The organism is Bradyrhizobium sp. MOS001 (assembly GCF_004634465.1).
In the GTDB taxonomy this organism is placed as follows: Bacteria; Pseudomonadota; Alphaproteobacteria; order Rhizobiales; family Xanthobacteraceae; genus Bradyrhizobium; species Bradyrhizobium barranii.
This window is the reverse complement of the sequence record NZ_SPVJ01000032.1, coordinates 30,231-51,393: the sequence shown is the minus strand read 5'-3', so window position 1 is coordinate 51,393 and position 21,163 is coordinate 30,231. Positions and strand designations below refer to the sequence as shown.

19 protein-coding genes and 1 tRNA gene are annotated in these 21,163 nt (G+C 64.9%); 12 read left to right on the top strand and 8 right to left on the bottom strand.

Features of this window, described 5'->3' with window-relative positions; genetic code table 11:
• Nucleotides 1–87 precede the first annotated feature (87 nt).
• The 4 genes from CT676_RS29750 to CT676_RS29740 all read right to left on the bottom strand — a co-directional run bounded on the left by CT676_RS29750 (nt 88) and on the right by CT676_RS29740 (nt 4,484).
• Nucleotides 88–1,389, bottom strand: a complete 1,302-nt coding sequence (locus tag CT676_RS29750) for an aminotransferase class V-fold PLP-dependent enzyme (RefSeq protein ID WP_244623305.1) — start codon at nt 1,387–1,389, stop codon at nt 88–90.
• Between the two features lie 136 nt (nt 1,390–1,525).
• Nucleotides 1,526–1,849 carry a hypothetical protein gene (locus CT676_RS29745; protein ID WP_085399994.1) on the bottom strand — a complete coding sequence of 108 codons (324 nt, stop codon included), beginning with the start codon at nt 1,847–1,849 and terminating at the stop codon, nt 1,526–1,528.
• A gap of 176 nt (nt 1,850–2,025) precedes the next feature.
• Entirely contained in the window at nt 2,026–2,184 is a 159-nt protein-coding gene (locus CT676_RS44370) for a hypothetical protein (protein ID WP_166104648.1), read from the bottom strand.
• A gap of 143 nt (nt 2,185–2,327) precedes the next feature.
• Nucleotides 2,328–4,484 (bottom strand): GumC family protein, encoded by a 2,157-nt coding sequence (locus CT676_RS29740; protein WP_135215951.1) that lies wholly within the window; start codon nt 4,482–4,484, stop codon nt 2,328–2,330.
• 100 nt (nt 4,485–4,584) lie between these two features.
• Here CT676_RS29740 and CT676_RS29735 point away from each other — a divergent pair, with 100 nt between their 5' ends.
• The 5 genes from CT676_RS29735 to CT676_RS29715 all read left to right on the top strand — a co-directional run bounded on the left by CT676_RS29735 (nt 4,585) and on the right by CT676_RS29715 (nt 11,537).
• On the top strand, nt 4,585–4,824 hold the full coding sequence (locus CT676_RS29735) for a hypothetical protein (RefSeq protein ID WP_193560915.1): 240 nt from the start codon (nt 4,585–4,587) through the stop codon (nt 4,822–4,824).
• A gap of 307 nt (nt 4,825–5,131) precedes the next feature.
• Nucleotides 5,132–9,958 (top strand): NAD-glutamate dehydrogenase, encoded by a 4,827-nt coding sequence (locus CT676_RS29730; protein ID WP_135215950.1) that lies wholly within the window; start codon nt 5,132–5,134, stop codon nt 9,956–9,958.
• Nucleotides 9,959–10,008: 50 nt separating this feature from the next.
• Nucleotides 10,009–10,329: a hypothetical protein gene (locus tag CT676_RS29725; RefSeq protein WP_063979802.1), complete on the top strand. Its 321-nt coding sequence runs from the start codon at nt 10,009–10,011 to the stop codon at nt 10,327–10,329.
• 202 nt (nt 10,330–10,531) lie between these two features.
• Complete coding sequence (locus tag CT676_RS29720) at nt 10,532–11,002, top strand: YbaK/EbsC family protein (protein WP_085400052.1); 471 nt, start codon at nt 10,532–10,534, stop codon at nt 11,000–11,002.
• Between the two features lie 115 nt (nt 11,003–11,117).
• The gene (locus CT676_RS29715; protein WP_085399989.1) at nt 11,118–11,537 is read left to right on the top strand and encodes a CBS domain-containing protein; all 420 of its coding nucleotides are present in this window, start codon (nt 11,118–11,120) and stop codon (nt 11,535–11,537) included.
• A 137-nt stretch (nt 11,538–11,674) separates the two neighbouring features.
• Here CT676_RS29715 and CT676_RS29710 read toward each other — a convergent pair whose 3' ends face one another.
• The 4 genes from CT676_RS29710 to CT676_RS29695 form a co-directional block, all read right to left on the bottom strand.
• Nucleotides 11,675–12,073: a hypothetical protein gene (locus CT676_RS29710; RefSeq protein WP_085399987.1), complete on the bottom strand. Its 399-nt coding sequence runs from the start codon at nt 12,071–12,073 to the stop codon at nt 11,675–11,677.
• A 167-nt stretch (nt 12,074–12,240) separates the two neighbouring features.
• On the bottom strand, nt 12,241–13,023 hold the full coding sequence (locus CT676_RS29705) for an alpha/beta hydrolase (protein ID WP_085399985.1): 783 nt from the start codon (nt 13,021–13,023) through the stop codon (nt 12,241–12,243).
• A gap of 299 nt (nt 13,024–13,322) precedes the next feature.
• Nucleotides 13,323–13,399 (bottom strand) — tRNA-Arg (locus CT676_RS29700).
• Between the two features lie 163 nt (nt 13,400–13,562).
• Nucleotides 13,563–15,005: a HAMP domain-containing sensor histidine kinase gene (locus CT676_RS29695; RefSeq protein WP_063985918.1), complete on the bottom strand. Its 1,443-nt coding sequence runs from the start codon at nt 15,003–15,005 to the stop codon at nt 13,563–13,565.
• Between the two features lie 419 nt (nt 15,006–15,424).
• On the opposite strand from CT676_RS29695, the gene rpmH reads away from it, so the two are divergent.
• The 7 genes from rpmH to CT676_RS29660 all read left to right on the top strand — a co-directional run bounded on the left by rpmH (nt 15,425) and on the right by CT676_RS29660 (nt 21,149).
• A complete protein-coding gene (rpmH, locus tag CT676_RS29690) occupies nt 15,425–15,559 on the top strand; it encodes a 50S ribosomal protein L34 (RefSeq protein WP_008542748.1) in 135 nt (44 codons plus the stop codon).
• A gap of 28 nt (nt 15,560–15,587) precedes the next feature.
• The gene (gene rnpA, locus CT676_RS29685) at nt 15,588–15,989 is read left to right on the top strand and encodes a ribonuclease P protein component (RefSeq protein WP_085399984.1); all 402 of its coding nucleotides are present in this window, start codon (nt 15,588–15,590) and stop codon (nt 15,987–15,989) included.
• Between the two features lie 16 nt (nt 15,990–16,005).
• Nucleotides 16,006–17,847 carry a membrane protein insertase YidC gene (gene yidC / locus CT676_RS29680; RefSeq protein WP_085399982.1) on the top strand — a complete coding sequence of 614 codons (1,842 nt, stop codon included), beginning with the start codon at nt 16,006–16,008 and terminating at the stop codon, nt 17,845–17,847.
• A 139-nt stretch (nt 17,848–17,986) separates the two neighbouring features.
• Nucleotides 17,987–18,640, top strand: coding sequence for a ribosome biogenesis GTP-binding protein YihA/YsxC (gene yihA / locus CT676_RS29675; RefSeq protein WP_085399980.1), 654 nt, complete (start codon nt 17,987–17,989; stop codon nt 18,638–18,640).
• 38 nt (nt 18,641–18,678) lie between these two features.
• Nucleotides 18,679–19,005 (top strand): DUF423 domain-containing protein, encoded by a 327-nt coding sequence (locus tag CT676_RS29670; protein WP_085399979.1) that lies wholly within the window; start codon nt 18,679–18,681, stop codon nt 19,003–19,005.
• 114 nt (nt 19,006–19,119) lie between these two features.
• Nucleotides 19,120–20,007, top strand: coding sequence for an acetylglutamate kinase (argB, locus tag CT676_RS29665; RefSeq protein WP_063979811.1), 888 nt, complete (start codon nt 19,120–19,122; stop codon nt 20,005–20,007).
• A gap of 155 nt (nt 20,008–20,162) precedes the next feature.
• Nucleotides 20,163–21,149, top strand: a complete 987-nt coding sequence (locus CT676_RS29660) for a DUF1036 domain-containing protein (RefSeq protein ID WP_085399977.1) — start codon at nt 20,163–20,165, stop codon at nt 21,147–21,149.
• The last annotated feature ends 14 nt before the right edge of the window (nt 21,150–21,163 follow it).

Genomic DNA, 21,163 nt, shown 5'->3' with positions numbered 1-21,163 from the left:
TGACGGACGCCCCACATCTGACATTTGTCAGATGCGCGGAGGATGAAGTCCCGTGAATTCGTGGTGATGTCAGTCCCGCGCCCGGGCCTACCCCGTCTTCGTCCCCGTGACCACGGCGAGCGCCTCGACGAGGCGGTCGAGATCGGCCTCCTCGGTAAAGAGCGCCGGCGTCACACGGATGCATTGGCCCTTGGCAACGCCGGCCCGGCGCACCGTCATGACCTTGTGGCTGTCCCTCAGCTTCACGACGATAGCGTCGTTGTCCGCCTTGCTGGTCTTTCCGGCGAGACGGAAGGACGTGATCGCGCCATATGAGCCGACCTCATCCGGCGTCAGGATCTCGATGTCCTTGAATCCGCGGGCGCGGCTCACCCAGTAATCACGCAAATAGCGGAGGCGGGCTTGCTTTGCCGCCGCGCCGATCTGCTGATGGAGCGCCACGGCCGCGGGCACCGTCAGGACCGTCGCGAAATTGACCGTGCCGGTATGAACCCGCGAGCGGATATCGGTCTCCGCAAAGTCCTCGTCGCCCATGTCGCGGTCGATGTCGGCGAGACGGTCCTTCCTGATGTAGAGGAAGCCCACGCCGAGCGGCGCGCCGATCCATTTGTGCAGGTTGAAGCCGACGAAATCGACCTCGAGCTCGCCCACCCTGAAGTCGATCTGCCCCCAGGAATGGGCGGCGTCGACGATTGTGTCGATGCCCTTGGCCCTGGCCATGCGGGCGATCTCGGCGACCGGCATGACGAGGCCGGTGCGGTGGCTGACATGGGTGAGGAGGAGGAGCCTGGTCCTGGGATTCGCCTCGAGGGCACGGGCATAGGCGTCGAGCACGGCCTGGCGGGTGGCTGGCTCCGGCACATCGAACCTGACCACGTCGACACCGCGACGCGCCTTAAGCGCGTTCATCGCGTACTGCATCGAATCGTAGTCGAGGTCGGCGTAGAGCACGCTGTCGCCCGGCTTCAGCTTGTTGTAGCCGCCGATCAGGAGCTGCAGCGCTTCGGTCGCGCCGCGAGTGAGCGCGATCTCCTCGGGCGCCGCGCCGACCGCCTGGGCCACCTTGATGCGCACGGCCTCGAAATCCGCACCCGCGCGCTGCCGCGCGTAGTAGGTGTTCTGATAGTTGACCATGTCGGTCTGGCGAATGAACTCGCGCCTCACCGGCTCGGCCATGATGCCCCAAAAGCCGTTCTCCAGATTGACGACATCCGGCGTCACTGAATAGAGCGCCTTCACCGCCGTCCAATAGGCATTGTCGGTCGCGATGGCGGCCGCCGCGCCGCTCGGCTGCGCCGGCAGACCATCGGCTGCCATGGCCGGTGCCGCCAGGGACGTGACGGCTGCGGCCGCGAGGCCCTTCAGGATCGACCGGCGGTCGGACGACATTGTCTCATTCAGATGCATATCAGCCCCCACGATGCGCGGCCAAGGGAGCAGCGATCCATAGAGCGCGCATGACGAAGCGATGACAGTTCGATGATGCCCGGCGCGCCCGGTTACATCCCGGTCATTGCGCCGCCGATCATCCCTGCGCCGATGTCACCGGCCATTGCGAGACGTCCGCCATCGCAAGCAATTCCAGCTTCGCGGATGATTTTTCCAGCAACCCGGCTTGCGCAAGGCGCCGGGGATCATTGCGATAGTCTTGAAAGTCCGCATCGGATGCGAAGCTGACGATGTGCACCTCGATCGTGCCATCCGGATTTCGAAGACGACGCTCCACACGCCCGTTGAACGAAGGGAGTAGCGGCAGGACGGCATCCTCGTAGGCGCGGAAGGCCTCGATACCCTCGGGCGGTATGCGGGCAATGAGCACCAGCGTTACGGAGTGAGCTTGACAGGTCATCGCCGCAATCCCGAGCCGAGATAGTCGTGCATTGGAGACGCTGCATCCTGCGGGCGCCGCCTCGCGGCGTCAATGACGGCTCGAATGCAGGCGGATACCTTCGAGATGCCCGCTTCGGGCGGGCTCCTGGGGATGAGGACCTGCTTCGGGTCGAAGCGCGGTCGCCTCGCGCGATCTCAGAACAAGGCGGCGTTGAGGGCCTGTCCGTAGATCATCGCGGCCACGAGAGAGAGCAGCAAGCCCGCGCCCGAGAAGATCACGAGCACCTTTACGGTTTCGACATCAACGTTGGTTCTCGTCGCGCGGGATATCGCCTTTGCCAGTGCAGCCATCATCGCCAGCTCCGAACCGGGCCGCGCGGAGGCGGGCCCTAGTTCATCTAGCGTCATTGGGCGCGTTTGCGTGTGAAGCAGATTACAGGTGCGCTTGCGCGCTGCGCCTCAGGCATGAGCCGCAGCCTTGCCAGCGGTCGGCATCGTCAAACCGCCCGGCTCAACGCGCTGCCCTCAGGGTGAGGCGCCACTGAACCCGCCGGCGCGTGATTGACGACGAGACCGGTCGGCACGGTGCCATATCTCGACAGCGCAGCGGTCACCCGCCGCATCGCCGCCGAACCGAGCTCGCCGGCGCGCACCACCGGGATGATCAGATCCGCGTGCGCGGCCAGCGCGATGGCGTCGGGCTGAAGTGCGAGATTGCTCGCATGGACGACGATCAGATCGAACTCCGAGCGAATATCGTCCTCGGGCCGCGCATCGGCTTTTCTGCCGGCGCTCAACAGCTCGTCGATCGACTGCAGCCCCGCCGTGGTGGAGCCGTCCTGCCATTCGGTTACCGGAGGCTGGTGACCTGCGAATTCCGGCTGGAGCCGGATCAGCACGCTCATCATGCCCCGATTCACCGCCGCGCGATTGAGCGAGCGCGCAACGGTGTTACCGCCGGCGCCTTTGCCGACCGACAACACGAGGGCGACCTTGCAGCCGCGCACCGGCGCGCGATCGATCCGCTCGAGAAGCGGACGCAGATACGCGCCGAGGTCGAGCTCGGCCGAGGCAGTGATCGGCCTTTGCCACACGGTGTTGGCCACGGCGCCAGGCGCCAGATCGGGAATGCGGGCCCAGACAGGCAGGTTCGGCATCGCCTCGGGCTGGCGCGCGGCCGGGCCCGGTCGCTGGACTTGCGTCTCCGCCGCTTCAGCACGCGCAAGAGTCTGAGCAGGAGTTTGAGCAGGAGCCTCGGCAGGCGCAGGCCCGTCGGACATGCTTCCCATCGCCGCAACGGCCGCCGTCGAGGTCAGGATCGAGCCGATCGCGAGCGCCGCGAGCAGCAAGGCGAGGGGCGGACGCGTCGAGCGCATCGGCGGAATGGCGAGCGAGGCGATCTTGGTCTGGGAGCTCTGCAGCTGGCGCTGCTCGTTGGTCGTCTTGAACCGCGACAGGAACTGCTCGTAGATGTTCTTGTTGGCATCGGCGTCACGCTGCAGCTCCTGCAGCTTCACGAGCGCCTGGCCGTCGACCAGCATCTGCGTCTCGACCGCCCTGAGCTGCTTTTCCAGCGCGTTCTGCTGCTCCAGCTGGGCCTCGTATTCGGACTTCACCGTGTCGATGTTCTTCTTCCGCTCGACCTCGATCTGCCTGTTGATGTCAGCCAGCTGGCTGTAGGAGATCGCGAGGTCGGGATGGCGGTCGCCGTACACCGCTTTCTTCTGCGCGATCTGATCGTTCAGGGTCGAGCGCTGCGCGCGCAGCATGCTCAGAAGGTCCTGCTTCACCGGACCTTCGACATTGGCCTTGAGATCGCGTTGCACCTGCTCGTAACGCGCCTTGGCTTCCTCGGTACGCGCGCGAGCGGCGGAGACCTGCTGATTGAGATCGGTCACCCGCAATTGCTGGGTCGTGGAATCCTTGCCGGCATTGAGGATCTTGTGCTCGAACCTGAAGGCGGCAACGGCATCTTCTGATACGCGCAGGCGCTCGTTCAATGCCTTCAGCCGGTCCTTGAGCCAGTCGGCCGCCTCGTCCGTCGCCTCGGTGCGGACACGGCCTTGGCTCGCGACGAACGCCTCGGCGATGGCATTGGCGTAATGCGCGGCCCGTTCCGCATTGTTCGAGGTGAATGAAATCGCAATGACGTAGGTCAGTCCGCGGCGCGAGATATCGAGACGGTTGCGAAATTTTTCGAGCAGGCGCGTCATGTCGGTGTAACCGCCCGCGATGTCCGCGTCGTCGGCGATCTTGAGCTGCTCGATCAGGGGGCGGAGAAAGCCGTCCGATTTGGCGATCTCGATCTGGCTTTGGAGTGCCGCGGCATCCTGGCCGATGCCCGGCAGCACGTCCTGCTCCGAGGTGACGCGCAGCTCGCGGGGATCGACGACGACCAGGGCTGTCGCGGCATATCGAACCGGCAAGACCATCAGGACAATGACGCCCAGGGCGAACAGCGCCAGCGCCAGCGTCAGGATGCGCCGGCCATTCTCGCGCAGGAAAGAGAGCGCACCGGTGACGGTCAGCGATCCCTTGATCAGCGCAGGAGCAGCGCTGTCAGGCTTCGCCGTCGCAGCCCGCGGCGCTTCCCACGAAGCCGCAGGCTCCGTCGGGGCGATGCTTCGCGGAGATGCGCTTCGACCGAACGCCATAGGATTGGACTCGAAATCAACTGACAGCCCCGGTTCAGAGGCTGGCTACACCGTAAATATCCATGGTTAACCGGCGGTTACGGCTGCCGCGCCGTGGTCGATGAACAATCTGTTAACGCGCGCGCCGATGCGCCGCGCGGCATCGGCGCGTGCGGTTGATCCGGGCTGGCGCGACCACCACGACGTCGATCAACGCCCCGCTGCGGCGGTTCGAGGCGATCATTTCGTCGTCGGCATTGCATTCCTCCCGACGACATTCGAGGTGTCGACGCCGCCTCACCAGGAGGCGGGAACATGGAAAATGGTGGTCGATGGCGTGGAGCTGACCCGCAATCACTAGAGCCGCTGCAGCGCAATCGGAACGGTGCTCCAGCGCGCCATTGAGAATAAAAACACGAGCTCATACACAATTGAAATTGCTCGTAATTTTCTCACCTCGATGATTCGGCGGCCTCGCCAGCCACTGTCGGAAATTCCGGCACGCCTCACAACAGCGTGCGCCTTTCGCTCCGGGATCGTAGTATTGTCGTCGGAAGCTGCCGACGCACGAGACCGGGGATCTTGCCTATCCACGCGATCGCGGCGCTCGACGAGATGCACTCCAGAATTAGGCTGAGGATCGCGACTGCGGTCGGACGGCGCGGCAAATGGAGGACATGATGGCGTGGCGTGACGACAAGGCCCGGGCAACCTTGATCCGCGATGCAGCAGGCAGCGTGCCGCCGGGCAAGAGCCCGCGGGCCTTTGCCGAGCCCTTGTTCGGCTACAGCAATATCGAGGATCTCGACAATTACGACGCCGCCTCGCTCGCCGTCCTGGCGGAGCAAGCCTGGGAGCATGTGCAGCGGCGCACGTCGGGCAGCGCCGATATCCGCGTGGTCAATCCGACGTTGCCGAACGGGCGCGAGATTTCCGTGCTCGAGATTCTCAACGACAACATGCCTTTCCTGTACGACTCCACGATGGCGGAGCTCGCCGAGCAGGGCATCGAAGTCACCCTCGTCGCCCACCCGATCATCGCCGTGGAGCGCGATGCCGAGGGCAAGCTGCTGCGGTTCTACGGCGAGGCACTGCCGGAGGGCGCAAGAGGCGCGCGCGAAAGCCTGATCCACCTCCACATCACCCGCCTGGACGCCGACGCCGATCGCCAGAAGCTGATCGACGGACTGACCAGGGCGTTGAACAACGTCCGCGCCTGCGTCACCGACTGGCGCGCCATGCGTGACCGCGTCGAGGAAGCAATCAAGACGTTCGCTTCCAATCCGCCGCCGCTGCCGATCGACGAGGTCGCCGAGGCCAGTCAGTTCCTGCAATGGCTCTGCGCGGACAATTTCACTTTCCTCGGCGTGCGCGAATATCGCTTCTCGCCCGACAGCGATGCGTCCGACGACATCACCAGCGGCGAAGGCCTCGGCATCCTGCGCGATCCCGACGTGAAGGTCCTGCGACGCGGCAACGAAATGGTGGTGATGACGTCGGAAATCCGCGAGTTCATGCACGAGCCGACCCTGCTGATCGTCATCAAGGCCAATGTCTCAAGCCTCGTCCATCGGCGCATCCGGATGGATTATGTGGGGATCAAGCTCTATGCACCCGACGGCCGGCTCGAGGGCGAATTGCGCGTCGTCGGCCTGTTTACCTCCGGCGCCTATACCCGCTCGGTGCGGCAGATCCCTTATGTGCGCCACAAGGTTTCGCGGGTGCTGCAGCGCGCCGGCTTCGACCCGAACGGCCATTCGGGCAAGGCGCTCATGCATATCCTGGAAGATTATCCGCGTGACGAGCTGTTCCAGATCGACGTCGACACGCTCTACAATTTCGTCATCGAGGTCCTGATCCTCTACGAGCGCCCGCGCGTCCGGGCGCTGGCGCGGGTCGACAAGTTCGATCGCTTCGTCTCCATTCTCACCTTCATTCCGCGCGACAAATACGACACCGACGTCCGCACGCGGGTCGGAGCCTTCCTGTCGCAGGTCTACAAGGGGACCCTGTCGGCGTCCTACGTATCGTTCCCTGAGGGCGCACTTGCGCGCGTCCACTTCATCATCGGGCGCTATGAAGGCAAAACGCCCGTCGTCGAGCGCGCCGCGCTCGAAGCCGGCATCAGCGCCATTGCCGCGACCTGGACCGACAAGCTGAAGGCCGCGCTCACCGCGTCGACCGACGGCATGCGGGCGCGCATGATCGCCAATCGTTATGCCCAGGCCTTTAGCGGCGGCTATACCGAGGTTTTCACGGCGGAGCAGGCCATCGCCGACATCGCCACCATCGAAAGGCTGACGCCGGCCCGCCCGGTGACGATTTCGGTGCACCGCGACAAGGGCGAGGACGATCCCAGGCGCTTCGGCCTGAAGGTGTTCTCCGACGCCGCACCGCTATCGCTGTCCTATCGCGTGCCGGTGATCGAAAATCACGGCCTGCGCGTGGTCGACGAACGCACCTATCAGATCGTGCCCGGCAACAGGCCGGAGCCGGTCTGGCTGCATGAGATGACGATCGAGACCAGCGACGGCCAGCCGATCGAGATCAATCCGGAATTCAGCCATCGCCTGGAAGCCTCGATCATGGCGGTGGTCACAGATCGCGCCGAATCCGACGGATACAACGCCCTGATCCTGCGCACCGCGCTGGGCTGGCGCGAGGTCTCGACGATCCGGGCGCTGTCGCGCTATCTGCACCAGATCCGCGCTCCGTTCACCCAGGATTACATGTGGGAGACCTTGCGCAAGAACGCCGCGATCACGGCCACCCTCGTCGCACTGTTCCAGACCCGCCTCGATCCACGCCTCGTGCTTACCGATCGCGAGCGTTCGGCGCGCGAGACGGCACTCCTTGCCGAGATCGAGGAGCAGCTCAAATCCGTCGCCTCGCTCGATGAAGACCGCATCCTGCGCCGCTTCACCAATCTGGTGCAGTCAACCATCCGCACCAATCTGTGGCAGATCGGCGACGATGGACATCCGCGTCCGGTCATCTCCTTCAAGTTCGACGCGCGGCGGATCGACGATTTGCCGGCGCCGCGGCCTCTCTACGAGATCTTCGTCTCCTCGCCGCGGGTCGAAGGCATTCACCTGCGCTTCGGCAAGGTCGCGCGCGGCGGCTTGCGCTGGTCCGACCGGCCGCAGGATTTCCGCACCGAGATCCTGGGTCTCGTGAAGGCGCAGCAGGTCAAGAACGCCGTGATCGTGCCGGTCGGCGCCAAGGGCGGTTTCGTGCCCAAGCGGCTGCCGCCGCCGTCCAATCGCGACGCCTGGCTCGCGGAAGGCACCGAGGCCTATCGCATCTTCGTGCGCTCGCTGCTCGAGCTCACCGACAATCTCGACGGCGACGCCGTCGTGCCGCCCGATTCCACTGTGCGCCATGACGGCGACGACCCCTACCTCGTGGTCGCCGCCGACAAGGGCACCGCCACCTTCTCCGATGTCGCCAACGCGATCTCGGCCGAGAAGAACCATTGGCTCGGCGACGCCTTCGCCTCCGGCGGCAGCCAGGGCTACGACCACAAGAAGATGGGGATCACGGCGCGCGGCGCCTGGGAGGCGGTCAAGCGCCACTTCCGCGAGCTCGGCACCGACATTCAGACCATGCCGTTCACGGCTGCCGGCGTCGGCGACATGTCCGGCGACGTCTTCGGCAATGGCATGCTGCTCTCGCCGGCGACAAGGCTCGTGGCGGCGTTCGATCACCGCGACATCTTCATCGATCCCTCCCCCGACCCTTCGACCAGCTTCGCCGAGCGCAAGCGTCTGTTCGACCTGCCGCGATCGAGCTGGCAGGACTACAACAAGTCGCTGATCTCGCAGGGCGGCGGCGTGTTCTCGCGCACGCTCAAGGCGATCCCGCTCGCACCGGAAGTCCGCAGCCTGCTCGATCTCGACAAGGAGCAGGCCACGCCGTTCGAGGTGATGACGGCGATCCTGAAAGCGCGCACGGACCTGCTGTGGTTTGGCGGCATCGGCACCTATATCCGCGCATCTGCAGAGAGCGACGATCAGGCCGGCGACCGTGCCAACGATCCGATCCGCATCGCAGGCACTGACGTTCGCGCCCGGGTGATCGGCGAGGGCGCCAATCTCGGCGTCACCCAGCGCGGCCGCATCGAAGCGGCGCAGAAGGGCGTCAAGCTCAACACCGACGCCATCGACAATTCGGCCGGCGTCAACACCTCCGACGTCGAGGTCAATATCAAGGTCGCGCTGGCGCGCCCCGAGCGCGAGGGCCGCCTCAGCTTCGCCGATCGCAACAGCCTGCTGGCCGCGATGACCGACGAGGTCGGCACGCTGGTGCTGCGCAACAACTATCTGCAGACGCTGGCGCTCTCGCTCGCCGAGCGCAAGGGCGTGGCCGAGACCGGCTTCCTCACCCGCCTGATGCAGTCGCTCGAGCAGCGCGGCCTGCTCAGCCGCGCCGTGGAGTTCCTGCCCGACGACGCAGCGCTCACCGAGCGTACACGGCGCGGCCAGGCCCTGACACGGCCCGAGCTTGCCGTGCTGCTCGCCTACGCCAAGCTGACGCTCTACGAGGACCTGCTCCTCACCAGCGTGCCTGATGATCCTTATCTCGCCCGCAGACTGTCCCTGTATTTTCCGCGCGAGGTTCCCGATAGATTCCCGGCCGCGGTCGAGCTCCATCGCCTGCGACGCGAGATCATCGCGACCAGTCTCGTCAATGCCGTGATCAACCGCGGCGGCCCGGCGTGTATCGTGCGCCTGACCGACGAGACCGACGCCGATATCTCCACCATCGTCATGGCGCAGGTGGCGGTGGACGCGATCTACGAGCTCAGGCGGCTCAATGACGCGATCGACGCGCTCGACACCCGCATCGACGGGCAGGTGCAGCTCGGCCTCTACGCGACGGTCCAGGACCTCCTGATTTCCCGCATGGTCTGGTACGTGCGCAATGTCGATTTCAAGGACGGCCTCGAGGCGGTGATCGGACGTTTTGGCCCGGGTATCCGCGAGATCGCGGCCTCCCTCGACACCACCCTGCCGCCGGACCTGCAGGCCGCGCGCGGCAAGCGGCGCCAGGAGCTCACCGATGCCGGCGTCCCGGCCGGCCTCGCCGGTGAGCTCGCCGATCTCGACCCTCTGATCGCGGCACCCGATATCGTGACGGTCGCCGAGCGCACCTCCCGCGCCATCGGCGATGCTGCCGCAACCTTCTTCGCTGCGGAAGCCAATTTCCGTCTCGACCGCATCGTCGCCGCCGCGCGCAGCGTGCCGGCAAATGATTATTTCGAACGCATGGCGGTCGATCGCGCCGTCGAGCAGATCGCCGGCGCCGAACGAAGACTGGCCGCGGATATGCTGGCAACCGGCCAGTCCGGCCAGCAGGCCGTCGAGACCTGGCTCGCGGCTCACCCCGAAGCGGCGCGCATCCGCCGCTCGGTCGAGGAGATTGCGGCCAGCGGCCTGACGCTTGCCAAGCTGACGGTGGCGGCGAACCTGCTGGGGGACCTGGTCAAAGTCTGAGCGCGTGCGAGGCAGCGATGTGAAACCTAGCCGGCGAACGGAGGAATCCCATGATCCACGCCACTTGCCACACCGCCGATAATGTCCGCTGCATCGAGTTCGATGCCACACCTTGGTTCAGCGAGGCTGACGCTCCGAGCATTGTCGATCTGGCCCGACGAGGCTGGACCAGCACGGCGATTGCAGAGTCCCTCGAGCACCGACGAGGATACGAGGGCTTGCACGATCTCGTCGAGTATGCGGCGAAGCGACTGCAATCGGAGTCCCTGGAGGACCCGACCTGGGAAACCTTCGCGTGCGTCGTCGATGGACCCGAGGCCGTCGCGTGGCTCAGGGAGAACCGGCCCAACGTTGTGGCAAGGATCCCGTAAGACACGAGAAGCGCAGCAAAAGCCACAACGATCGGCGGCAAACGAAGCGGAAAGGCGCGCCCGGAACGATCTGAACCCCCGACTCGATTGCCGCATTCGAGCGCGAGGCCTATGCTGGCATCCGGCAATCACGCGGCCGCCCATCGTGCGGCGGGGCAGCCTCACGATGGATGGCTCGCATATCCATCCGAAAGGCTACGCTATGACCATTGCCCCCACGCTCCACCGATACCTGGCTGCCGAGAACATCCAGTATGTCGAGATCCCGCACGTTTTCACCATGTCATCCGCGCGCACGGCGCAGGCCTGCCACGTCTCGGGCGATCGTTTCGCCAAGGCCGTCGTGCTGCGCCATGACGGCGGCTATATGCTCGCGATCGTTCCGGCATCGCACCGTCTCAACTTGCCGGACTTGAAGGAGAAGCTCGGCGCGGATCTCGTGATGGCGAACGAAACCGAGATCAACAGGCTGTTCGCGGACTGCGCGCATGGAGCCGTTCCGGCGGTAGGCCGATGCTACGGGCTCGATCTCATCGTCGATGACAGCATCCGGGCGCAGCCCGAGATCTATATCGAAGCCGGCGACCATGAGACGCTGCTTCACCTGACGCATGCACAGTTCGAACGGCTGACGGCCAGTGCGCCGCATGGACGCTTCAGCACGCACGGTTGACGCAGCATGGCAGCGGGATGATTTTTCCTGCGCCTTCGTCGCGGCGCGCGTGCGGTCGCGCCCGGTTCGTAGTATAATCGCGTCACGGGGGCTGCGTTCGCAACGGAGGTCCTCCATGAAGGTCAAGGACGTGATGCACAAGGGTGTCGATTGGGTCAGCCCGGACACCCCGATCACCGAGATCGCGAAGTTGATGCAAGGGCACGACATCGGCTGCATTCCGATCGGCGATGACGACCATCTGATCGGGATGGTGACCGATCGCGACATCGTCTGCAAAGGCCTCGCGAGCAAGAACTTCAACGCCGCGCGCATGACGGCGCGGGACGTGATGACCGAAGGCATCCATTGCTGCCGGGAAGACGACGATCTGGCGAAAGCCGTGCATCACATGGAGACGCTGAAAATCCGCAGGCTGCCCGTGATCAACAAGAGCAGGCGGATGGTCGGCATGATCAGCCTGGGCGATGTCAGCCAATTCGCCAGCGTTGATCTGTTGACCCAATGCATCAAGGGCGTGTCGGCCCATCATTGATGGCGACCGCCACCCGGCGCCCGGAACTTCGTCGCATCGCTCGCAGGACCCCGCTGCCGGCGAACGCGCACGCTATGATACGCGACCTGCCAAGAAGCTGCTCCGCCGTCTTCTCGTCCCCATTGTCACCTGCGCAGCTAATTCTTCAATTCGTTCCGCAGCTCATTCTTGGCGTTCCGCATCTTGCTCGCTCCCCTGAGCGGGGGCTTCGGCGGCGGAGTCGGATTCGCCCAGCCTGCCATCTGCAGGCAGGTGAGCAGATCGACATAGCTTTCTATTCCCTCTGCAGCAGCCTCGCCTTCGCAACTATCGCGCGCGGGGCCCGGAACAGTCAGCCAGGTCGAGCTCAGCTGTTGCTGCGCAATTGTCTCGTCACGCACGCACTCGCCGGCGTCCTGCGCCAGGGTGAGCCCTGAGGCCTTGTCGTCGGCGGAAACGTCCCGGCAAAGGGCTTCCACATTGAAGATGGGCACACGGTCTGAAATCGGAATCGTGGGCTGGCCAAGAAGCGACAGGACCAAGAGCGCTGCTTTCATAAAATCCTCCCTTGAATCGGGTTGGACGGGAAAGCTCCGGGGAGGTTAGGCCCGGTTTGTTTCCGGCCGGCTTCGCCCGGCCGGCAAAGGGTTTCGTCCTTGCCCGGCAGCGCATTGTGGCTTCCCGACGGACGCCGGTCGCGGCGCGTCACGGCCGAAGGCGAAGCTTACCCGGGTCTTCGCACGTAGAGCGAGATAAACCGGTCGATCATCGGGTTGATCTGCTCCGGCACCTCCAGCGACAGGAAATGTCCGGAGCCGACGGCCTTGGCCGTGACCAGCTGCGGGCACAGCTCCGCAAAACGATCCAGATCCGCGAGCCGATGGGCCGCTTCGATGTAGAGCACCGGGACCCGGCACGCCTGGGCGCATTCACGCGCCCGATGCACATCCCAGGGAAACAGACTTGTAAACGTGGACACCAGCACGTGCTGTGGCGTCGCCAGAAAGGTCTGTTCAACATGGGCGCGGCATCTGTCGGTCGGCAGACAGGAGTCCGCTACGATTTTCCGTACCTCGTCCGCAAAATTCGCGCCCCTTAAGCCCTCCAGATACCCGGCGAACACCGTCCCTGCCGAGGCAGGGAAGAGCACCCCTGAGTCGAGCAGCACCAGGCCTGCAGGAAAGTCCGGATAGCGGGCGGCGATTTCGAGCGCCATGTTGCCACCCATGCTTTGACCCACGATGATCGGCTTTGTGATCTGCTGTCGGTTGCACAGAAAGACGAGATCATCGGCGAAGCTTTCGATCGAATACGCCTGTTGCGGCTTGTCGCTCTCACCATGCCCGCGCAGCTCGGCATTCAATGCCCGACCTTGACTGGCGAAATACTCCATCTGCGGCGCAAAATGCGTGCGATCCCCGCCGAGGCCATGGACGAACAGGAATTGAAGCGGTCCCGCGCCGGCAATGTCGAAGGACAGCTGGATTCCGTCATGCGCGAGCTTCATGGGTCATCTCCATATTCACCGACATGTCCAGGCGTCTCTGGCGAGTCCTCAATCTAACCGGCGCCACACGGCCGATAAAGACGGGAACCACTGCTTCGCCGTGGTGCCATGACGCTGCGGCCGACCAAGCGCACCGGCCGCACATTCGGCGATGCCACGCGATTTTTCGCTCCGCCGAGGCCGGCCGGAAAGGCCGTCACCAGCTCCAGGCTTACGCGGTGACGAACATGAGCAGCGGCGCGATGATCTCGCCCGGCGCAGAAATGGGAGGTTTTGGAGTGCCCAGTTTTGTAGCGGAATGGCGCGCCCGGAACGATTCGAACGTCCGACCCTCAGATTCGTAGTCTGATGCTCTATCCAGCTGAGCTACGGGCGCGTTTTTCGCAAACAGTGCGGGCTGAGCCCGCAGGCAGCCTCCAGACAGCGCCGGAGGGGTGCGAAAGAGCGCTCTGACTAACCGCTCTTGCCTCGATTGGCAAGGTCCGGGAAGGGGAGATTTTACAGGGAGGTGACGATTTCCCGGCTCGGCCTCTGGCCGACTACGCCCTCTGCCGCTCGTTGCGGATGGAGAGGAGTTCCACGGGGCGATCGGGGATGACGATCCGGAAGGTGGCGCCGATGGTGCCCTCGACCAGATGGATCTCGCCGCCATGGGCGCGGACCAGTTCGGCGGCGATCGCCAAGCCAAGCCCGCTGCCGCCGGGGCGGCCGGAGGTCTGGAACGCCTCGAACAGATGGTCCCGGGTCTTCTGGGGGACGCCGGGGCCGGTGTCGGAGACCTCCAGGATGGCGACGGCACCTTCGCGCTTTCCCGTGATCCGGATCTGCTGGGCGCCGCCGTCGCCCGACGAATGGCTTTCCAGCGCCTGGGCGGCGTTGCGGACGAGGTTGAGCAGCACGCGGAAGAGCTGGTCGGGATCGGCATCGACCGCGAGCCCGCGCTCGATCGCGGCCACCCAGGCGATCGAGGCGTCGCTGGCGAGGCCCGCGGTTTCGCGCACCTCCAGCACCACAGGCTCGATCATGATCATGCGGCGGTCGGGCGCCGCTTCCTGGGCGCGGCCGTAGGACAGCGTCGACTGGCAGAAGGCGATGGCGCGCTCGAGCGAGCGCACCAGCTTCGGCGCAAAACGCTGCACCCGCGGATCCGGCACGCTGGCGAGCTGGTCGGACAGAAGCTGGGCCGACGCGAGCAGATTGCGCAGATCGTGGTTGATCTTGGAGACGGCGAGGCCGAGGGCGGCAAGCCGGCTCTTCTGATGCAGCATCGACATCAGGTCGCGCTGCATGTCCGACAATTCGCGCTCGGCGACGCCTATTTCATCGCTGCGCTGGCTCGGCACGATGATCCGCGCCGAGCTTTCGGGGTTTTCGTGGAAGCCGACCAGGCTCGCGGTCAGCCGCCGCATCGGGCGCACGAAGAGATAATGCAGCACGAGATAGACGAGGCCCGCGGTCAGCACCGCGATGATCAGCGCGACCACCACGACGTTGCGGGAGAAGCGATACATCTGCTGCCGCAGCGGCAGCTCATCGGTCACGATCTCGATGAACTGGGCGTTGCCGACGCCGGGCCCGACGATGCGGATGGCCTGGTTGCCGGTCTCCAGCATCATCCGGAACGAGCCGGTGATCGCCTCCCACACCGTCATGTCGCGCAGGTCGATGTCATGCTCGATGGCCGTGGGAAGGTTGTCGCTGGCGAGCAGCCGTCGCTGCTGCCCCATCTTGATGGCGACGGCACGGGCATTGATGCTTTTCAGGATCTCGCGCGACAGCGACTCGGGGACCATGCCGAGCGGGGCGGCGTCGAGCACCAGCGCGGCGGTGTTGGCCGCCGCGACGCGGTCATTGAGCCGGTTGACCCAGAAGTTGGCGATGGCGGGCACGTAGAGCAGGACGGCGGCGATCATCACCAGGGGGACGGTGAGCAGCAGCAGCTTGCCGGATAGCCCGAGCCCGCTGGGCCCACGCGGCCGCATCGCCGGCTGGCCCGGCTGATCCGTATCATGGACCGGCTGGAGGTCTGTCGCTGCCACGAAGTTCGCCCCTGTTGGCTTTGTAATAGAGCCTGGCTGATGAAGGATGCGACCCGGCCGGGGGCCGGTCAAATTACGGATCGCTAATCTCTCAAGGTGGGATGTAAGCTCTGATATCGCGAGTCGCCACCTCAAGGGTTAAAAACCCCGCACAAACAGTGATATTCACCGGAACAGCGCGCTCTTGCGACGTTGACGAAAAGAAGACGCTCGCATATAAGCCGCGCAAATTGTCCGCGATGACCCGGTGCGCACGCCGGGAGCGGCTCTCTTGGGGCCGAAAAGGGCCCGTTTTGGGCCGCATCTTCCGGACTTTATCATCAATTCTACAGGCAAATTGCCCGGTCAGCGGAGAAAAACCCGTGAAGCGGACTTATCAACCCAGCAAACTGGTGCGCAAGCGCCGTCACGGCTTCCGTGCCCGTCTCGCCACTGCCGGCGGCCGCAAGGTTCTCGCCGCCCGCCGCGCCCGCGGCCGCAAGCGTCTGAGCGCCTGAGCCGGACCCCCATTTTTGGGATTTCATCATGGATCGGCTGAGGCAGCGAGCGGATTTCCTCGCCGTTGCCAATGGCGCGCGGGCGAATAGTCCCGCGTTCGTCCTGCAAAGCCGCCGCCGCGACGACAGCGGCCCGATCCGGATCGGCTTCACCGTTACCAAAAAGAACGGCAACGCCCCCCAGCGCAATCGCATCCGGCGCCGGCTTCGCGAATTGGCGAAGCGGCTCGATCCGGTGTCGATGCAGCCCCATCATGACTATGTACTGGTCGGCCGAAGGGACGCGCTCTCGCGCGACTTCGCCACCATGCTCGACGATCTGCGCATAGCGTTCACGAAGCCTGCGCGGCATACGCACAAGGGACGCGGCCCAAGAACCGACGGCTCAAGGCCCGGCCCCGCTCCTGCGACCAGCCGCAAACCGGATTGATGACGAGACAATAGTGATGACCGACAATCGCAATACCATCCTCGCCGTCATTCTGTCGGGCCTCGTCCTGATCGCCTGGCAATATTTCTACAACGTGCCGGCGATGGAGAAGCAGCGCGCCCAGCAGCAGGCGCAGGCCGAGCTCCAGAAGAACACGCCGCAGCCGACGGCCTCCGCAACGCCGGGCGCCGCGCCGCAGCCCGGCAGCGCGGCCCAGCCGGCAACACCGGCCGCGAACCAGGCCCAGCCGGTCGTTTCCCGCGAAAGCGCGATTGCAGCCAGCCCGCGCGTGAAGATCGACACGCCGCGGCTTGCCGGCAGCATCTCGCTGAAGGGCGGCCGCATCGACGACATCGCGCTGGTGCAATACCGCGAAACGGTCGACCCGAAGTCGCCGCCGATCATCCTCTATTCGCCCTCGGGCACCGCAGAACCCTATTACGCCGAGTTCGGCTGGGTGCCGGCGACGGGCGTGACGGCCAAGCTGCCGGACGCCCAGACCCTCTGGCAGCAGGACGGCAACGGCAGCCTGACGCCGACGACGCCGGTGGTGCTGAAGTGGGACAATGGCGAGGGCCTCACCTTCCGCCGCACCATCGCGGTCGACGACCATTATCTCTTCACGCTCAAGGACGAGGTGAGCAATGTCGGCAACGCGCCTGTTACGCTCTACCCGTTCGCGCTGATCTCGCGCCACGGCACGCCGCAGGTCTCCGGCTATTACATCCTGCATGAAGGCCTGATCGGCTATCTCGATGGCTTGCAGGAATACGCCTACAAGAAGATCGACGAAGCCAAGGCGGTGAACTTCAAGGCCACCAATGGCTGGCTCGGCATCACCGACAAGTACTGGGCTTCGGCGCTGCTGCCGGACACCAGTGCCCAGCTTCAGGCGCGTTTCTCGTCGAACCCGGTCGGCAACGTCCACACCTACCAGACTGATTATCTGCTCGACCCCGTCACCGTCGCGATCGGCGGCACCGCGACCGCGAACGCGCGGCTGTTCGCCGGCGCCAAGGAAGCCGGCGTCGTCGGCGTGTTCCCGTTCGCCGGCCTCGGCGGCTACAACAAGGAGCTCGGCCTCAACCATTTCGATCTGCTGATCGACTGGGGCTGGTTCTACTTCATCACCAAGCCGATGTTCCTCGGCCTCGACTTCTTCTACCGTTTCTTCGGCAATTTCGGCATCTCGATCCTGCTCGTCACCGTGATCGTCAAGCTGCTGTTCTTCCCGCTGGCCAACAAGTCCTACGCCTCGATGGCGAAGATGAAGTCGGTCCAGCCGCAGCTTCAGGCGCTGAAGGAGCGCTTTCCCGACGACAAGGTGAAGCAGCAGCAGGAGATGATGGAGATCTACCGCAAGGAGAAGATCAATCCGGTCGCCGGCTGTCTTCCCGTGGTGATCCAGATCCCGGTGTTCTTCTCGCTCTACAAGGTGCTGTTCGTCACCATCGAGATGCGGCACGCGCCGTTCTTTGGCTGGATCAAGGACCTCTCCGCGCCCGATCCGACCAACCTCTTCACCCTGTTCGGCCTGATCCCGTTCGATCCGACGACGATTCCGGTGTTCGGCCACTACCTCGCGCTCGGCATCTGGCCGATCATCATGGGCATCACGATGTGGTTCCAGATGAAGCTGAACCCGACGCCGCCGGATCCGACCCAGCAGCTGATCTTCAACTGGATGCCGCTGATCTTCACCTTCATGCTGGCGGGCTTCCCGGCGGGTCTCGTGATCTACTGGGCCTGGAACAACACGCTCTCGGTGCTCCAGCAGAGCTTCATCATGCGCCGCAACGGCGTGAAGGTGGAGCTGTTCGACAATCTCAAGGCGACGTTCGCGAAGAAGGCGACGTAGCGCCGTCATTGTTGGGCGCAAATGCCTCCACATCGTCATGCCCGGGCTTGTCCCGGGCATCCACGTTTTGGAGGGTACCGTGTGGACAGACGTGGATGGCCGGGACAAGCCCGGCCATGACGAGAGGTGAGATCTTCGCATGACCGACGACAAAGATGCGAAGCTGATCGAGACCGGGCGAAAGCTGTTCACCCGCGACTGGCAGTTCATCTGGGCCTCGCCCTCGATTGCGACGCTGCCGCCGATGGACGGGCTGGAGATCGCCTTTGCCGGCCGCTCCAATGTCGGCAAGTCCAGCCTGATCAACGCGCTGACCGGCCGCAACGCGCTTGCGCGCACCTCGCATACGCCAGGCCGCACCCAGGAACTGATCTTCTTCGAGGTCCCCGGCAAGAAGGACCTGCGCCTCGTCGACATGCCCGGCTATGGCTACGCCAAGGCGCCGAAGGCGCAAGTCGCGTCCTGGACCGAGCTGATCCACAAATTCCTGCTGGGGCGCGCCTCGCTCGCACGCGTCTACGTGCTGATCGACGCGCGGCATGGCCTCAAGGACGTCGACCTCGAAATCCTGGGGACGCTCGACCGTTCCGCGGTGAGCTACCAGGTCGTGCTGACCAAGGCCGACCAGGTGAAGGCGTCCGAGCTTCAGTCCCGCATCGCCGAGACCGAGGCCGCGCTGGCAAAACATCCGGCGGCGTTTCCGAACGTGCTCGCGACCTCGTCGCGGAGCTCGACCGGCATGGCCGAACTGCGCGCCGCGATGGCGAAGCTGCTGGAAGAGCGAACCTCGTGACGCCTGCATTCCGCCTGTTGCTAGGGCTTGCCGGTTTGATGGGCGCCGCCGGCGTCGCGCTGGCCGCCGCCTCCGCCCACGGCGCCGACGCCAGCCGGCTCGCCTCCGCCAGCGCCATGCTGCTGTTTCACGCAACTGCCATACTCGCAGGCGTCGCCCTGCTCGCGCGCGGCCTTCTGCACGGCGGAATTGGCCTCATCGCGGCGTTCGGCTTCGTGATCGGCGCCGCGCTGTTCGCGGGCGATCTCACCTTGCGGCAATATGCGGGGCACTCGCTGTTTCCATTCGCGGCGCCGACCGGCGGAACGGTGATGATCTTGAGCTGGCTGGCGGTGACGCTCGCAGCCGTGGCGGCGCGGAAGTGATGCTCCGTCTTACCCTCCCCTGGAGGGGGAGGGTAAGAGGCAACACCCACTTTGCGCCGCGCCCGCCAATCGGATAGAACGCGCACCGACAGTCCCGCCAGCGAGATCCGCCTCATGACCGACATCTCCCCGCTCGACCAGGCCCGCATCCTGTCCGAAGCGCTGCCGCACATGCAGCAGTATGACGAGGAAACCATCGTCATCAAATATGGCGGCCATGCCATGGGCGACGAGGAGACCGCGAAGAACTTTGCCCGCGACATCGTGCTGCTCGAGCAGACCGCGATCAACCCGGTGGTGGTGCATGGCGGCGGGCCGCAGATCGCGACCATGCTCAAGCGCCTCGGCATCCAGTCGGAGTTCGCGGCAGGCCTGCGCATCACCGATGCCGCGACCATCGAGATCGTCGAGATGGTGCTGGCCGGCTCCGTCAACAAGCAGATCGTCGGCTACATCAACGAAGCCGGCGGCAAGGCCGTGGGCCTGTCGGGCAAGGACGCCAACATGGTGAAGGCGTCGAAGACGACGCGCACCATCGTCGATCCGGGTTCGAACATCGAGAAGGCGATCGATCTCGGCTTCGTCGGCGACCCCGAGAAGGTCGACCTCACGCTGCTCAACCAGCTGATCGGCTACGAGCTGATCCCGGTGCTGGCGCCGCTCGCGACCTCCAAGGACGGCCAGACGCTCAACGTCAACGCCGACACCTTTGCCGGCGCGGTCGCCGGCGCGCTGAAGGCGAAGCGCCTGCTGCTGCTCACCGACGTGCCTGGCGTGCTCGACAAGTCGAAGAAGCTGATCCCGCAGCTTTCGGTGAAGGATGCGCGAAAACTGATCGCCGACGGCACCATTTCCGGCGGCATGATTCCGAAGGTCGAGACCTGCATCTACGCGCTCGAACAGGGCGTGGAGGGCGTCGTCATCATCGACGGCAAGATGCAGCACGCGGTGCTGCTCGAGCTCTTCACCAACACGGGCACGGGAACGCTGATCCATAAGTGATGATGAGCGGGCCAAAGCAAGCCGTCATGGCCGGGCTTGTCCCGGCCATCCACGACCTCTCATCTCGCGCCAAGAACGTGGATGCCCGGCACAAGGCCGGGCATGACGAGTTGAGGGCTCGGCGACATCGTCGCTCAACCCTCACACGTATCCTGATGTCCCTTCCGGCCGCAGCCGTTTCGTTTGTCTTCTCCGCCGCGCCCGCCCTGGCCGACCTGAAAATCTGCAACCGCATGTCCTATGTCGTCGAGGCCGCGATCGGCATCGACGACAAGGCCGCGACCGCGACGCGCGGCTGGTTCAGGATCGATCCCGCCACCTGCCGCGTCGTGGTGCAGGGCACGCTCTCCGCCGACCGCATCCTGCTCAACGCCCGCGCGCTCGGCGTCTACGGCGCCTCGCCGATCCCGCAGAACGGCAGCGACATGCTGTGCGTGGCGCAGGACAATTTCGTCATCGCGGCTGCGCGGCAATGCCGCAGCGGCCAGACCCAGGCCGCGTTCACCCAGATCACGCCGACGCAAGCCGCGGACGGCAATTTCACGGCCTATCTCGCCGAGGATTCCGAATATGACGACGAGCAGGCGCGCCTCGCCGGCATCCAGCGGCTGCTGGTGATCGCGGGCTACGACGCAGCGCCGATCGACGGCGTCGACGGGCCGAAGACGCAAGCAGCACTGGCCGCCTTCCTGAAGAGCCGCGGACTGGCGGCGGACATCATGTCGTCGCCGAACTTCTTCAAGACCATGGTCGATGCGGTGCAGACGCCTTCTGCAACCGGCCTGACCTGGTGCAACGACACGCCGCACAAGGTGATGGCGGCGGTCGCCACCGACGACGGCAAGTCCGTGACGAGCCGCGGCTGGTACCGCATCGATCCCAAGACGTGCCTGCACCCCGATGTGACCGGGCAGCCGAAGCAGATCTTCAGCTTCGCGGAAGCCATCGACGCCGACAACCGCGTCATCAAGCTGAAGGACAAGCCGCTGAACTGGGGCGGCGACAGGCAGCTCTGCACGCGCGAGACCAAGTTCGAGACCAACGAGCAGGCCGATTGCGGCGCGCGCGGATTCGCGGCGACGGGTTTTGGCGTGGTGGACATGTCGAGCGGCGGCAAGACGCTGCGCTTTGCGATGCCGTGATTGAGAGACCAGTG